This window comes from Pseudomonas hygromyciniae, assembly GCF_016925675.1.
GTDB lineage: Bacteria > Pseudomonadota > Gammaproteobacteria > Pseudomonadales > Pseudomonadaceae > Aquipseudomonas > Aquipseudomonas hygromyciniae.
In genome coordinates, this window is record NZ_CP070506.1 from 1,135,009 (window position 1) to 1,148,747 (window position 13,739).

General features: G+C 55.7%; 7 protein-coding genes, 2 tRNA genes, 3 rRNA genes and 1 pseudogene. 5 read left to right on the forward strand and 8 right to left on the reverse strand.

The features are described 5' to 3' along the window. Nucleotides 1-11: 11 nt before the first annotated feature. From JTY93_RS04925 to JTY93_RS28895, 8 genes and pseudogenes are all read right to left on the reverse strand, one after another. The gene (locus tag JTY93_RS04925) at nucleotides 12-1,307 is read right to left on the reverse strand and encodes an MFS transporter (protein WP_205479729.1); all 1,296 of its coding nucleotides are present in this window, start codon (nucleotides 1,305-1,307) and stop codon (nucleotides 12-14) included. 93 nt (nucleotides 1,308-1,400) lie between these two features. Next, the gene (gene psrA, locus JTY93_RS04930) at nucleotides 1,401-2,492 is read right to left on the reverse strand and encodes an iron-containing alcohol dehydrogenase PsrA (RefSeq protein WP_205479727.1); all 1,092 of its coding nucleotides are present in this window, start codon (nucleotides 2,490-2,492) and stop codon (nucleotides 1,401-1,403) included. 214 nt (nucleotides 2,493-2,706) lie between these two features. After that, nucleotides 2,707-4,509 (reverse strand): B12-binding domain-containing radical SAM protein, encoded by a 1,803-nt coding sequence (locus JTY93_RS04935; protein ID WP_205480795.1) that lies wholly within the window; start codon nucleotides 4,507-4,509, stop codon nucleotides 2,707-2,709. Between the two features lie 26 nt (nucleotides 4,510-4,535). Continuing rightward, on the reverse strand, nucleotides 4,536-5,441 hold the full coding sequence (gene yddG, locus JTY93_RS04940; protein WP_205480797.1) for an aromatic amino acid exporter YddG: 906 nt from the start codon (nucleotides 5,439-5,441) through the stop codon (nucleotides 4,536-4,538). A 102-nt stretch (nucleotides 5,442-5,543) separates the two neighbouring features. Beyond that, entirely contained in the window at nucleotides 5,544-6,323 is a 780-nt protein-coding gene (locus JTY93_RS04945; protein WP_205480799.1) for a helix-turn-helix domain-containing protein, read from the reverse strand. A gap of 102 nt (nucleotides 6,324-6,425) precedes the next feature. Then, entirely contained in the window at nucleotides 6,426-6,797 is a 372-nt protein-coding gene (locus tag JTY93_RS04950; protein ID WP_029300265.1) for a PH domain-containing protein, read from the reverse strand. 29 nt (nucleotides 6,798-6,826) lie between these two features. Beyond that, nucleotides 6,827-7,156 (reverse strand): hypothetical protein, encoded by a 330-nt coding sequence (locus JTY93_RS04955; protein WP_205480801.1) that lies wholly within the window; start codon nucleotides 7,154-7,156, stop codon nucleotides 6,827-6,829. A gap of 149 nt (nucleotides 7,157-7,305) precedes the next feature. Then, nucleotides 7,306-7,794 (reverse strand): annotated as a pseudogene (locus tag JTY93_RS28895) (GyrI-like domain-containing protein). A gap of 440 nt (nucleotides 7,795-8,234) precedes the next feature. On the opposite strand from JTY93_RS28895, the gene JTY93_RS04960 reads away from it, so the two are divergent. The 5 genes from JTY93_RS04960 to rrf all read left to right on the forward strand — a co-directional run bounded on the left by JTY93_RS04960 (nucleotide 8,235) and on the right by rrf (nucleotide 13,449). Further along, nucleotides 8,235-9,773: ribosomal RNA gene (locus JTY93_RS04960) — 16S ribosomal RNA — on the forward strand. An 82-nt stretch (nucleotides 9,774-9,855) separates the two neighbouring features. Next, nucleotides 9,856-9,932, forward strand: a tRNA-Ile gene (locus JTY93_RS04965). A gap of 30 nt (nucleotides 9,933-9,962) precedes the next feature. Beyond that, nucleotides 9,963-10,038 (forward strand) — tRNA-Ala (locus JTY93_RS04970). 249 nt (nucleotides 10,039-10,287) lie between these two features. Further along, nucleotides 10,288-13,184, forward strand: a 23S ribosomal RNA gene (locus JTY93_RS04975). A 149-nt stretch (nucleotides 13,185-13,333) separates the two neighbouring features. Further along, nucleotides 13,334-13,449 (forward strand): 5S ribosomal RNA (gene rrf, locus JTY93_RS04980). Together the 16S, 23S and 5S rRNA genes with 2 tRNA genes alongside form the textbook arrangement of a ribosomal RNA operon. The last annotated feature ends 290 nt before the right edge of the window (nucleotides 13,450-13,739 follow it).

A 13,739-nucleotide genomic window follows, 5' to 3' on the forward strand; every position in this document is an offset into this window, starting at 1 on the left:
GTTCAGGGGCATCAACGGCGGATAAACAAGGCCACTACCGCGCTGCACAGACAGGCTGAGGTGACGACGATGAAGATCAGCGACGTATTGCCGGTACTGTCGAGCATACTGCCGATCAGCGGTTCCGCCAGGCCTGCAAACAGATAAGACGAGAAGTTCATCACACCGGTCGCGGTGCCTGCGCGCTTGGCGCCTACCAAGTCCGGGCACAGCGCCCAGAAGCTGGACGCCGGGCCATAGACAAAGAACCCGCACAAAAACAAGGCCACCAGGCCGATTGCACTATGGGGCGGCAGGCTCCACATCCACAGGCTGGTGGCGGCGCCGAGGAACATATAGAGCATGATCGCCAGGTAGCGCTTGGAGCCGAACAGCTTGTCGGATACCCAGCCATTGCTCAGCGCGCCGACGGCCATACCGACCGGCAGGGCGACGGTGATCCACTTGGGATCGATCATGCTGTCGCCGCTTTTCCAGTTGGCGCCAAGAAAATGCACCGGCACCCACACGATCAAGCCGTAGCGCGCAGCGTTCTGGAAGCCCAGGGACACGGCGGCGATGATCAGGCGCGCGTTTTTCAGCACGGCTTTGTAGCGCTGTGCCGAGGTTTCTTCTTCGCCGTGGGCCACTTCATGGCCCTTGTCTTCGGCGTTGGCCACGCCGGTATCGGCCAGGGGTTCGAAGCCAAGATCCTGCGGGCGTTCACGGGCCACCAGGTAAAACAGGATGCCCCCGGCCAGCATCAGCAGGACCGGCAGGCGGAAGATCCAGCGCCATTCCAGGTGCAGCACTTCCAGCACCACGATGGAGGTCACATAGGACAGCACTGACGCACAACCGGCGGCGAACACATAGAAGCCATAGACCCTGCCGCGCTCGCTGGCGCTCCACCAATTGGAGATCAAGCGGCTACCCGGCGCCCAGCCCAGGGCCTGGAAGTAACCGTTGATGCCCCATGGCAGGATCAGCCCGGCAAAACCGCTGGCAAAACTGGTGACCCAGTTGGCGCCACACGACAGCACCGCGCCGAGGGTCATGATGCGTCGGCCGCCGAATTTGTCGGCCAGGTTGCCGTTGATCGCCTGGCCAATGGCATAGGCCCAGAGCATGGCGGCCGAGATCCAGCCCAGTACCTCCTTGGTCAGGCCGAACTCGGCCTGTATCCCCGGGATGGCGAAACCGAAAGTCTGGCGCCCGGTGTAGAAAAACAGGTAACAAAACATCGCCGCCAGCAGCATGCGCCACTGGGCAACGCGGAACGACGCCGAGCGAACGGCTGGGACAGGCAGGGTGTGTGCACGATTCATGATGTTTTCCTTATTGTTATTCGCCCCCGAAGTCGCAGCGACGGGGTGGCACCCGTTACAGGTGCAAGAGGAAAGACTGAATTGCGTTACCGCCTAGGCGGTTTGGGAACCGATAAAGTTCTTGCCGCGTGCCCCTTGCAGGGCGTAGCGGATCATCGCGGCGGCCTCGGTGGGCGTGACGCCGTAGTCGGCGAACTCGGTTTTTACGTCCAGGCTGTGCAGGAAGTTGCGCAACTGGGTCTGGGCTTTATCCAGGTCATCGCCGAACACCCGGCGCAGCGTTTGATCGCGCGCCGCGTCATGCCCCCACGCCAGCCCCAGCACCAACGGCAAGGTGAAGGAACAGGCGATGCCGTGGGGCAGGCCGTGGTGCAGGGTCATTTCGTAGGAAATGGAGTGGGCCAGGGCGGTCTTGGTATTGGAAAATGCCAGGCCGGCCTTGAGCGCCGCCAAGGCCATGCGTGAGCGCAACTCTGGATTGCCAAGGTCGCGCCGCAGTTGCGGCAGGCACTCCAGGATGTCCTCGATGGCGGACACCGCAAAAGTGTCGGAAACCGGGTTGGCGTTGATATTCCAGATCGACTCCAGGGCGTGGGATAAAGCATCGAGCCCTGTGGATACGGTGACCCCGGCTGGCACCGTGAGCATCAACTGTGGATCAACAATCGCTACCTTTGGCCAGGTGCAGTCCAGGTGCAGGGAGTATTTCTTGTGGCTGGCCGAATCCCAGATCGTCGCCCAGGGCGTCACTTCACTGCCGGTACCCGCAGTGGTCGGCGCCGCGATCAATGTCTTGCAATGGGCCGGCACAAACGGTTGGCCGGTCGCCAACAACGCCAGCAACTCATCGAACTGCCCGGACTCGGTCCCGACAATCAATGCCTTGGCCGTATCAATTGCACTGCCACCCCCGACGGCCAGCACCACGTCACAGCTCCCGGCTTGCTGCCAGAAGCGTTCATAGGTGTCACGCAATTGAGCGACATCGGGGTTGGGCTGCACATCCTCGATCACATACACCAAGCGCTCGCCCAGCAGTGCCTGAATCCTCTCTACCAATCCCAGCGCACGGGCTTCGGGAAAGGTGACGAGGGCGACAGTCTGCTGTGCGGTGATACCGGCCAAATCTTGCAGGCAGCCCCAGCCGAAGCGGGTGTCCACCGGGTTGTGGAATCGGGCAGTCATGGCGTGTTCCTGGTTTTTGTTGTTGGAAGTCGCGCCAATAGTCGGGGGAGGGTGGGGGGAGAGCTCAAATCGATAGATTGGGGGGGGGGATGGATTGGTTGGGCCGATAGTGGGCCTGAATGGACAAGTGCGGGGTCGGTGATTGAACTGATTTGACGGTTGGATGCTTCCAGCGCTCACTGCGCCTCGGCGCCGAAAGCTCCAACCCCTTGCATCAAGCGTCTACGGGCCAGGTGCCTCGGCGCACCATCTCCCTGACACGATCAGCGCCATTGGCCCTGACCAGCAATTCCATGCGGGCTTTTTCGATAGCTTCGGCGCTCCATTGATCGGTCGCCATGGTGGCTTTCTCATGGGACCAGCCGTTGTCGTAATGGCGCACGACAAATTGCTGCTGGTACTCCCACATCGGCGTCCCGGGGATCGGGGTGACGATAAACGGGTTGGCATAGGCCATGCCGGCGCCCATCAGGTTGACGGCGTAATCGATGGTCCGGTCGATCAACTCCAGGCTTTCTACAAAAGGCTTTTGCCCAGGCCCCGCGGGAGGGTTGACGAACCCCAGCATGAACCCGCCGGTGACTTGAATCCCGTGTTCGGTGAAAATTTCTATGAGTTCGAATGTGGAGTGTTGAATGGCATTGAGTCGGGATTTGTTGGAGTTGACCAGGGCGTCCTCGTTCGCGCTCTCTACCGCGAGGTAGATGTTGTAGCAGCCATTTTCGGCAATCGAGCGAATGAATTCCCTTGCCGTCAGTCCTCCTTTGACCGCTTCGATCACATTGCGGTATTGCGGGCTCTTGCGCTCCTTTTCATCCATCTGGGCGATAAAGCGCTCCCCCAGGTGCAGCAGGATCAGGTTGAAAAGGCTCAAGCCGCCTTCCTCAACCCATGGCAAGTCGTGCTTTTTCAGCAGGCGACCGACCTCCATGGCATACAGCGGGTCGTGCATCAGGTGATCGTCCTCGATCAAGACCTCGGTCACGCCTTGCTTGACCAGGTCGGCCAAGTGCAAGTCAAACCAATCAAGGCCAAGTGCGCGCCAAGGGCCATTGATTTTCGGGATGTAGCAGAAGTTGCAGTTCACGTTGCAACCAATCGTGGAGAATATCTGCGCCCAGGCACCGTACTTGCGCACCCGTGCGCCCGAGGAGTGGTAGGGCTGCAGGTAATGGTTCATGTTCAGAAAGCTGAAGTCTGGCAACGGCATCAGGCCAAGCCGCTCGTCGAGGTCCTGGCGCTTGGGGACGATGCTCAGATAGCTGGACTTGTGGGTGGGGCGAACCAGTTGCCCGCGCCTGTCGCGGTAGGCCACGCCAGGTACGGCATTGATGTCTGTGCCCTCGTGGGTCAGGGCGTCGAGCAGCAGCGTGAAGGCGCGGTCGGCTTCGTTGATCAGCGCAAAGTCGAAGGCCGAATCCAGCAGCGCGTTTTTCCAATCGCCACTGGAATGGGCACCGCCGGTGACCAGGACCAGGTTGGGGTCGATGTTCCTTACCAGTTCAGCCAGTGCCCGTGCATTGCCCCATTGCACCGTGTAGTTGCATTGGATGCCGACAATATCGGGCTGTGCGGTTTCGATGATCTCGCGCATCTGCGCATCGGTCAGGCCGTAGCGGATCAGATGCCCCTGGTCCACCTTGACCAGGCTGGACTCCTGGGACCAGCCGGCAAAGGGTGCATCGACAATCTGCACCTCGTAACCCGCGCGCCGGGCGACGGTGGCGATGCGCAACAGACCGATGGGGGTGCCGGCACGCTTCATGACTTCAAACGTATCAATACCAATGCGGGCGAACGCGCTGTCGTCTGGCGTGGGTTCGATCAGGCGTGTGTAAGGCGGAACAAACATTAATACACGAGGGGCTTCGCCATTGGCACGACGGCGGATGCCGGTACGGCTGCTCAGTAACGATGGCTGTCCCAGGTGACTGAGCAAGGGCCGCGTGGGCGCGACGGAAAAACTGGGACTGCTGCTCTCGATCCTCACGGTATCTTGCGAAGCGATCAAATCCATTTGTCTATCTCCTTGGTGGGTCGATATCAGCGTGAGGTTTTGCGTGAGCGGGACGTGGCAATGACGGCCCCCGCGATGATTAACACTGCTGGGATAATCAGGATCGGCTTGGCGTCGCTTTGCCCGACAGCAATGAGCAGTAGGGTGGAGAACAGCGGCGCCAGATAAGACAAGGCGCCCAGCATCGCCAGGTTGCCGTGCTTGGTTGCGTGATCCCATGCGAAAAAGGCCAAGCCGACCGGGCCAAGACCCAAGGCGACGATTGCCGCCCATTGGCCCGCGTCAGGCCGCACCGTGGTTTCCAATGCCAGGTGGCAGAGCAGTCCGGCTATTGCGACCAGACCGCAAATGCCGCCGATGATGCTGCTGGGGACATTGCTGAAGCGCCGGTTCACCACCGAGTAAATCGACCAGACCCAGGCACAGGCAAAGGCTGCGGCGTAACCGACAATCGGCATCGTCAGGCTTTCGCCTTGGGCGCGCTGTTGCATGATGAAGGCTGTCCCTGCCAAACCGAGCAAAGCGCCCAGCAGTTGGCGCTTGCGCAGTGACTCGCCGGTGGAAAATCCCGACAGCAGCACGATCAGCAGCGGCCATAAGTATGCAATGAGGCTGGCTTCAGCCGCCGGCGCGGCCTTCAGGGCAAAAAAATACAGTGAGTGATAGATAAAAATGCCGGCGAAACCCGTTGCCCACACGTACCAGGGCTGACGCCAACTGCTGAACCCTCCTGCGCCGCGCATGCCAAGCATCAACAGGCTTGCCACGAACGCGACGGCGAAACTCGATGCCAGCAACTGAAAGGCCGGGATTCCAGCGGTTAAAGTGGTCAGCAGCGCCAGGCACGCCCACAAAAACACTGCAATGACCCCAATCAAGGTGGCCCCTGCGGCACCCTTGGTAAGGGTGGCGGATGCGTTGGAAGTGGTCATGCAGGCCCCGTCTTTAGATGATCCTTGTGCCGGGACAATAGAAAAGTTTCGAGGGGCGCGTATTGATCGGGCCTGCCAAAAAAATGTTCAGGCCTGCTGTTTTCAGTGATCTCGCGCTTGTTTACGCACCGCTGCCGGGGTGAGGTTGCGGGCTTTCTTCAGGGCATGGCTCAATGCACTCTGATCGGCGTAACCGGCGCGGTGCGCAATATCAATGATCGACAGAGAGGTCTGGCGCAACAGGTCGACGGCCAGATTCAAGCGCAGGGTCGCGATGTGGGTAAACGGGGTTCGTTTCAGGTGTTGTCCGAACAAGACATACAGCCGCCGCTCGCTGGTGCCCGCGTTACGGGCAATGTCATGCACTGTCAGGGGCGTACTCAGGTGCTGCTCGATGTAGGCCAGCGCCCTGGCGAGAATGAATTGCCCGGGATCATTCGGGGCCGCGTCGGGTTGCAGCAACGTGCCCAGTAGCAAATGGCTCCATGACTGGGCCATCGCGGGCGAGTTGACCAACCATGATCCGTTATTGTTCGCGTAGTCGAGTAAATGCCGGATCTGGGGGCGGACTGCAAAAAAGCGTTTGTCATGCAGCGGATCAAGAAACTGCGTGGTGCTTGCCTGCTTTTCTTCAGCGCGCGGCATCAACACGTCCAGAACCAGGAAGCTATTGCGGGTATTGGCCAGGAACGTATGTCGGGCGCCGGCGGCAATCACTACGCCCTGGCTCGCATCGACCTTGCCACCCCATCCGTCGACCTCAATCTCCATCGACCCGGATTGGGGGAGGACGATTTGATGAAAATCGTGCTCGTGCAGCTCGATCTGCCCGGAATAAGAGCGCAGCGCCAGAGAGAACGATTGGGGGGGAGTGGCGCTCATCCGTGACGCTCCTTGGGCTGAAGTACTTATCCTACGTCAGCGATCGGGCTGGGAGCCAGAGCAATGAAACAGTTGGCAACCGCAGGGGGTATTGCTGTCCGATCACCCCAGCAGATGTTTAGAGATCAGCCTGGAAATTTCGACAATCGAGGTTTTGCCCGTGAACTCGAACTTTACTTTGCCCAGCGACGAAAAGTAGATCTCCAGCTCCGAATCCAGGTCGAACGTCCCGGAGGTTTCCACCGAGTACGCGACGATGTTTTTGTAGGGCAGGGAGGTGAAGTCTTTCTTGCTGCCGGTGATGCCTTGCACGTTAACGGCGATGATGCGTTTGGTGGTGAACACCACGCCGTCGCGCATGGCTTTGTAGGCATCGACTACTTGTTCGTCATCGAGCAACAGTGAAGCAACCCGTTCGGCATACTCGTTGTTTTGCTTGAGTTTGAAGAAGCCTTTGTTGTTGAAGTCGATCATTGGACGGTCCTTGTGTGTCTGGGAGGGCGCTAGAGGATTGCCTTGAGGTAGTCCTTGAGTGCTTCGATTGGGGGATTGAGTTCCTCTAGTGTCGAGGCTTGCTGGACGTCAGTCGCAAGCTTTTGCAGCTCTCGGCCCAACACCGTGTCGGCTCCGCCCAAGGTCGCCAGGGCCAGCTTGGTGCATTCATCTACCTTGCGCTGGATGGTTGGCAGGTCGCCACTGCGCACAAACAATCCAAACACCTCCCGCTCGTAACCATCCATGACCAGATCGTCGCGCAGGATCGGGCTGCCATCTTCGGTCTCATGCACCAGTTTGAGGGCGAATAGAGCAACGGCTTCGAGCGTCAATTCCATGGTCCTGGGTCCTCTCCTATGGAGTGCGGCGGGGGTGGTCATTTTTCTGCAGGCAAAAAAAAGACCTTGAGTTTCAAGGTCTTTCTTTAAAGCATTAATGGCTTGATTTGTATAGATTAAATTGGATGTGGCGGTGGGTGTCTGTGCGGTTATTGCAGCGGTACATAAATATCAGTCTGCCATTGATCCTGCGGGGTCTCGGGATAAACGCTGAGATAGTCAAAGAACAGCGGGTGGTCCCGCAGTTCCTCGCCACTGGTGGGCAGCTAGTCGCGATAGATCGGGTAGATCGTCTCGCCGATGTGGTCCGTCGAGCCCGCGTGGCGACCCTGCATCGAACGCTGCTTCCAGTGCCGAGTAATACCAGGTGGAGGCCCGGCAATGCGCTGCGCGTCGTAGCCGCATCAACTGCACATAGCGCGAAACAGGTAAGCCGACGAAGGCGGTGAGTTGCCGATGGAAGTGAAACGCCGAAAGTTCGCCACTTGGCTTAACGCCTTCACGGACAGGTCACCTTCGAGATTGGCTTCTATATAGGTGAGTACTGCATTGAGGCGTTGTGTGTAGGCGGCGTTGCTCGACAAGTCAGGCACTGGATGGAGGCTCAGGGGAATTCGGTAAGCGATAGAGTCAGCCATACCGGCATGCGGGCGCCTAGCCGCGCTTGCTGAGGTTGCGAGGGGCTGCCTTGGATGTTTCATAATGACAACCCAGGCGCTTGGGAAAGAATTTTCAGGTGGGGGTTGACCACGTGTTTTAATCCTGTATTATTCGCCTCCCGCTAACGAGAGATCGGAAGCGCAAGTGGTTGAAGTTGTTGAGAAAAACCTCGAGAACTTCTGAAAATAACCACTTGACAGCAAATGAGGCTGCTGTAGAATGCGCGCCTCGGTTGAGACGAAAGATCTTAACCAACCGCTCTTTAACAACTGAATCAAGCAATTCGTGTGGGTGCTTGTGGAGTCAGACTGATAGTCAACAGGATTATCAGCATCACAAGTTACTCCGCGAGAAATCAAAGATGTAACCAACGATTGCTGAGCCAAGTTTAGGGTTTCTTAAAAACCCAAAGATGTTTGAACTGAAGAGTTTGATCATGGCTCAGATTGAACGCTGGCGGCAGGCCTAACACATGCAAGTCGAGCGGTAGAGAGAAGCTTGCTTCTCTTGAGAGCGGCGGACGGGTGAGTAATGCCTAGGAATCTGCCTGGTAGTGGGGGATAACGTTCGGAAACGGACGCTAATACCGCATACGTCCTACGGGAGAAAGCAGGGGACCTTCGGGCCTTGCGCTATCAGATGAGCCTAGGTCGGATTAGCTAGTTGGTGGGGTAATGGCTCACCAAGGCGACGATCCGTAACTGGTCTGAGAGGATGATCAGTCACACTGGAACTGAGACACGGTCCAGACTCCTACGGGAGGCAGCAGTGGGGAATATTGGACAATGGGCGAAAGCCTGATCCAGCCATGCCGCGTGTGTGAAGAAGGTCTTCGGATTGTAAAGCACTTTAAGTTGGGAGGAAGGGTTGTAGATTAATACTCTGCAATTTTGACGTTACCGACAGAATAAGCACCGGCTAACTCTGTGCCAGCAGCCGCGGTAATACAGAGGGTGCAAGCGTTAATCGGAATTACTGGGCGTAAAGCGCGCGTAGGTGGTTAGTTAAGTTGGATGTGAAATCCCCGGGCTCAACCTGGGAACTGCATTCAAAACTGACTGACTAGAGTATGGTAGAGGGTGGTGGAATTTCCTGTGTAGCGGTGAAATGCGTAGATATAGGAAGGAACACCAGTGGCGAAGGCGACCACCTGGACTGATACTGACACTGAGGTGCGAAAGCGTGGGGAGCAAACAGGATTAGATACCCTGGTAGTCCACGCCGTAAACGATGTCAACTAGCCGTTGGGAGCCTTGAGCTCTTAGTGGCGCAGCTAACGCATTAAGTTGACCGCCTGGGGGAGTACGGCCGCAAGGTTAAAACTCAAATGAATTGACGGGGGGCCCGCACAAGCGGTGGAGCATGTGGTTTAATTCGAAGCAACGCGAAGAACCTTACCAGGCCTTGACATCCAATGAACTTTCTAGAGATAGATTGGTGCCTTCGGGAACATTGAGACAGGTGCTGCATGGCTGTCGTCAGCTCGTGTCGTGAGATGTTGGGTTAAGTCCCGTAACGAGCGCAACCCTTGTCCTTAGTTACCAGCACGTCATGGTGGGCACTCTAAGGAGACTGCCGGTGACAAACCGGAGGAAGGTGGGGATGACGTCAAGTCATCATGGCCCTTACGGCCTGGGCTACACACGTGCTACAATGGTCGGTACAGAGGGTTGCCAAGCCGCGAGGTGGAGCTAATCCCACAAAACCGATCGTAGTCCGGATCGCAGTCTGCAACTCGACTGCGTGAAGTCGGAATCGCTAGTAATCGCGAATCAGAATGTCGCGGTGAATACGTTCCCGGGCCTTGTACACACCGCCCGTCACACCATGGGAGTGGGTTGCACCAGAAGTAGCTAGTCTAACCTTCGGGAGGACGGTTACCACGGTGTGATTCATGACTGGGGTGAAGTCGTAACAAGGTAGCCGTAGGGGAACCTGCGGCTGGATCACCTCCTTAATCGACGACATCAGCTGCTCCATAAGTTCCCACACGAATTGCTTGATTCATTGAAGAAGACGAAAAGAAGCAGCCCGAAATTGGGTCTGTAGCTCAGTTGGTTAGAGCGCACCCCTGATAAGGGTGAGGTCGGCAGTTCGAATCTGCCCAGACCCACCAATTTTGTGTGGGAAACGCCTGTAGAAATACGGGGCCATAGCTCAGCTGGGAGAGCGCCTGCCTTGCACGCAGGAGGTCAACGGTTCGATCCCGTTTGGCTCCACCACTACTGCTTCTGTTTGTATAAAGCTTAGAAATGAGCATTCCATCGTTGTGATGGTGAATGTTGATTTCTAGTCTTTGACTAGTTCGTTCTTTAAAAATTTGGGTATGTGATAGAAAGATAGACTGAACGTTACTTTCACTGGTAACGGATCAGGCTAAGGTAAAATTTGTGAGTTACTCGTAACTGAGTATTATCGAATTTTCGGCGAATGTTGTCTTCATAGTATAACCAGATTGCTTGGGGTTATATGGTCAAGTGAAGAAGCGCATACGGTGGATGCCTTGGCAGTCAGAGGCGATGAAAGACGTGGTAGCCTGCGAAAAGCTTCGGGGAGTCGGCAAACAGACTTTGATCCGGAGATGTCTGAATGGGGGAACCCAGCCATCATAAGATGGTTATCTTACGCTGAATACATAGGCGTAAGAGGCGAACCAGGGGAACTGAAACATCTAAGTACCCTGAGGAAAAGAAATCAACCGAGATTCCCTTAGTAGTGGCGAGCGAACGGGGACTAGCCCTTAAGTGGCTTTGAGATTAGCGGAACGCTCTGGAAAGTGCGGCCATAGTGGGTGATAGCCCTGTACGCGAAAATCTCTTAGTCATGAAATCGAGTAGGACGGAGCACGAGAAACTTTGTCTGAATATGGGGGGGGACCATCCTCCAAGGCTAAATACTACTGACTGACCGATAGTGAACTAGTACCGTGAGGGAAAGGCGAAAAGAACCCCGGAGAGGGGAGTGAAATAGATCCTGAAACCGTATGCGTACAAGCAGTGGGAGCCCACTTTGTTGGGTGACTGCGTACCTTTTGTATAATGGGTCAGCGACTTATTTTCAGTGGCGAGCTTAACCGAATAGGGGAGGCGTAGCGAAAGCGAGTCTTAATAGGGCGTCTAGTCGCTGGGAATAGACCCGAAACCGGGCGATCTATCCATGGGCAGGTTGAAGGTTGGGTAACACTAACTGGAGGACCGAACCGACTACCGTTGAAAAGTTAGCGGATGACCTGTGGATCGGAGTGAAAGGCTAATCAAGCTCGGAGATAGCTGGTTCTCCTCGAAAGCTATTTAGGTAGCGCCTCATGTATCACTGTAGGGGGTAGAGCACTGTTTCGGCTAGGGGGTCATCCCGACTTACCAAACCGATGCAAACTCCGAATACCTACAAGTGCCGAGCATGGGAGACACACGGCGGGTGCTAACGTCCGTCGTGAAAAGGGAAACAACCCAGACCGTCAGCTAAGGTCCCAAAGTTATGGTTAAGTGGGAAACGATGTGGGAAGGCTTAGACAGCTAGGAGGTTGGCTTAGAAGCAGCCACCCTTTAAAGAAAGCGTAATAGCTCACTAGTCGAGTCGGCCTGCGCGGAAGATGTAACGGGGCTCAAACCATACACCGAAGCTACGGGTATCATCTTCGGATGATGCGGTAGAGGAGCGTTCTGTAAGCCTGTGAAGGTGAGTTGAGAAGCTTGCTGGAGGTATCAGAAGTGCGAATGCTGACATGAGTAACGACAATGGGTGTGAAAAACACCCACGCCGAAAGACCAAGGTTTCCTGCGCAACGTTAATCGACGCAGGGTTAGTCGGTCCCTAAGGCGAGGCTGAAAAGCGTAGTCGATGGAAAAACAGGTTAATATTCCTGTACTTCTGGTTATTGCGATGGAGGGACGGAGAAGGCTAGGCCAGCTTGGCGTTGGTTGTCCAAGTTTAAGGTGGTAGGCTGGAATCTTAGGTAAATCCGGGATTCTAAGGCCGAGAGCTGATGACGAGTTACCCTTTGGGTGACGAAGTGGTTGATGCCATGCTTCCAAGAAAAGCTTCTAAGCTTCAGGTAACCAGGAACCGTACCCCAAACCGACACAGGTGGTTGGGTAGAGAATACCAAGGCGCTTGAGAGAACTCGGGTGAAGGAACTAGGCAAAATGGCACCGTAACTTCGGGAGAAGGTGCGCCGGTGAGGGTGAAGGACTTGCTCCGTAAGCTCATGCCGGTCGAAGATACCAGGCCGCTGCGACTGTTTATTAAAAACACAGCACTCTGCAAACACGAAAGTGGACGTATAGGGTGTGACGCCTGCCCGGTGCCGGAAGGTTAATTGATGGGGTTAGCTAACGCGAAGCTCTTGATCGAAGCCCCGGTAAACGGCGGCCGTAACTATAACGGTCCTAAGGTAGCGAAATTCCTTGTCGGGTAAGTTCCGACCTGCACGAATGGCGTAACGATGGCGGCGCTGTCTCCACCCGAGACTCAGTGAAATTGAAATCGCTGTGAAGATGCAGTGTATCCGCGGCTAGACGGAAAGACCCCGTGAACCTTTACTATAGCTTTGCACTGGACTTTGAATTTGCTTGTGTAGGATAGGTGGGAGGCTTTGAAGCGTGGACGCCAGTTCGCGTGGAGCCAACCTTGAAATACCACCCTGGCAACTTTGAGGTTCTAACTCAGGTCCGTTATCCGGATCGAGGACAGTGTATGGTGGGTAGTTTGACTGGGGCGGTCTCCTCCTAAAGAGTAACGGAGGAGTACGAAGGTGCGCTCAGACCGGTCGGAAATCGGTCGTAGAGTATAAAGGCAAAAGCGCGCTTGACTGCGAGACAGACACGTCGAGCAGGTACGAAAGTAGGTCTTAGTGATCCGGTGGTTCTGTATGGAAGGGCCATCGCTCAACGGATAAAAGGTACTCCGGGGATAACAGGCTGATACCGCCCAAGAGTTCATATCGACGGCGGTGTTTGGCACCTCGATGTCGGCTCATCACATCCTGGGGCTGAAGCCGGTCCCAAGGGTATGGCTGTTCGCCATTTAAAGTGGTACGCGAGCTGGGTTTAGAACGTCGTGAGACAGTTCGGTCCCTATCTGCCGTGGACGTTTGAGATTTGAGAGGGGCTGCTCCTAGTACGAGAGGACCGGAGTGGACGAACCTCTGGTGTTCCGGTTGTCACGCCAGTGGCATTGCCGGGTAGCTATGTTCGGAATAGATAACCGCTGAAAGCATCTAAGCGGGAAACTAGCCTCAAGATGAGATCTCACTGGAACCTTGAGTTCCCTGAAGGGCCGTCGAAGACTACGACGTTGATAGGTTGGGTGTGTAAGCGCTGTGAGGCGTTGAGCTAACCAATACTAATTGCCCGTGAGGCTTGACCATATAACACCCAAGCAATTTGCGTCGAAAGGCCAGATTGCGGTGTGTGAAGACGAAATGAACCGAAAGTTCGATCTTGCAAACACCGAATTCTATTACATACCCAATTTGCTGAAGCGAGGCATTCTTGCCACGACTCAGTACCCGAATTTCTTGACGACCATAGAGCATTGGAACCACCTGATCCCATCCCGAACTCAGTAGTGAAACGATGCATCGCCGATGGTAGTGTGGGGTTTCCCCATGTGAGAGTAGGTCATCGTCAAGATTAAATTCCGAAACCCCAATTGCGAAAGCAGTTGGGGTTTTGTTTTGGGCGGTCGAAAAGACACCTCGGCAAGACTTTAAGTCTCCAGTTGCAAGATTGCATACCACCAACTCCGACAAGTGTTTGTCTCGTATTGCCGCATTCTGGTAAGGCATCGGCAACTGCGTGGGAATTTACGTTACACCGGTACGGATGAGTCTCGCCTGGAGTCGGTGAAAGTTTGCGCGATCTGCTGTGCACTATTGTGAAGCCCAGAACCACCAATGCGTTCCAATTCAGTGCTGACGCGT

Bases quoted from the DNA above. Each gene is read 5' to 3' on its own strand.
- JTY93_RS04925 (WP_205479729.1), bottom strand. From the start codon at position 1,307: ATGAATCGTGCACACACCCTGCCTGTCCCAGCCGTTCGCTCGGCGTCG.
- psrA (WP_205479727.1), bottom strand. From the start codon at position 2,492: ATGACTGCCCGATTCCACAACCCGGTGGACACCCGCTTCGGCTGGGGC.
- JTY93_RS04935 (WP_205480795.1), bottom strand. From the start codon at position 4,509: ATGGATTTGATCGCTTCGCAAGATACCGTGAGGATCGAGAGCAGCAGT.
- yddG (WP_205480797.1), bottom strand. From the start codon at position 5,441: ATGACCACTTCCAACGCATCCGCCACCCTTACCAAGGGTGCCGCAGGG.
- JTY93_RS04945 (WP_205480799.1), bottom strand. From the start codon at position 6,323: ATGAGCGCCACTCCCCCCCAATCGTTCTCTCTGGCGCTGCGCTCTTAT.
- JTY93_RS04950 (WP_029300265.1), bottom strand. From the start codon at position 6,797: ATGATCGACTTCAACAACAAAGGCTTCTTCAAACTCAAGCAAAACAAC.
- JTY93_RS04955 (WP_205480801.1), bottom strand. From the start codon at position 7,156: ATGGAATTGACGCTCGAAGCCGTTGCTCTATTCGCCCTCAAACTGGTG.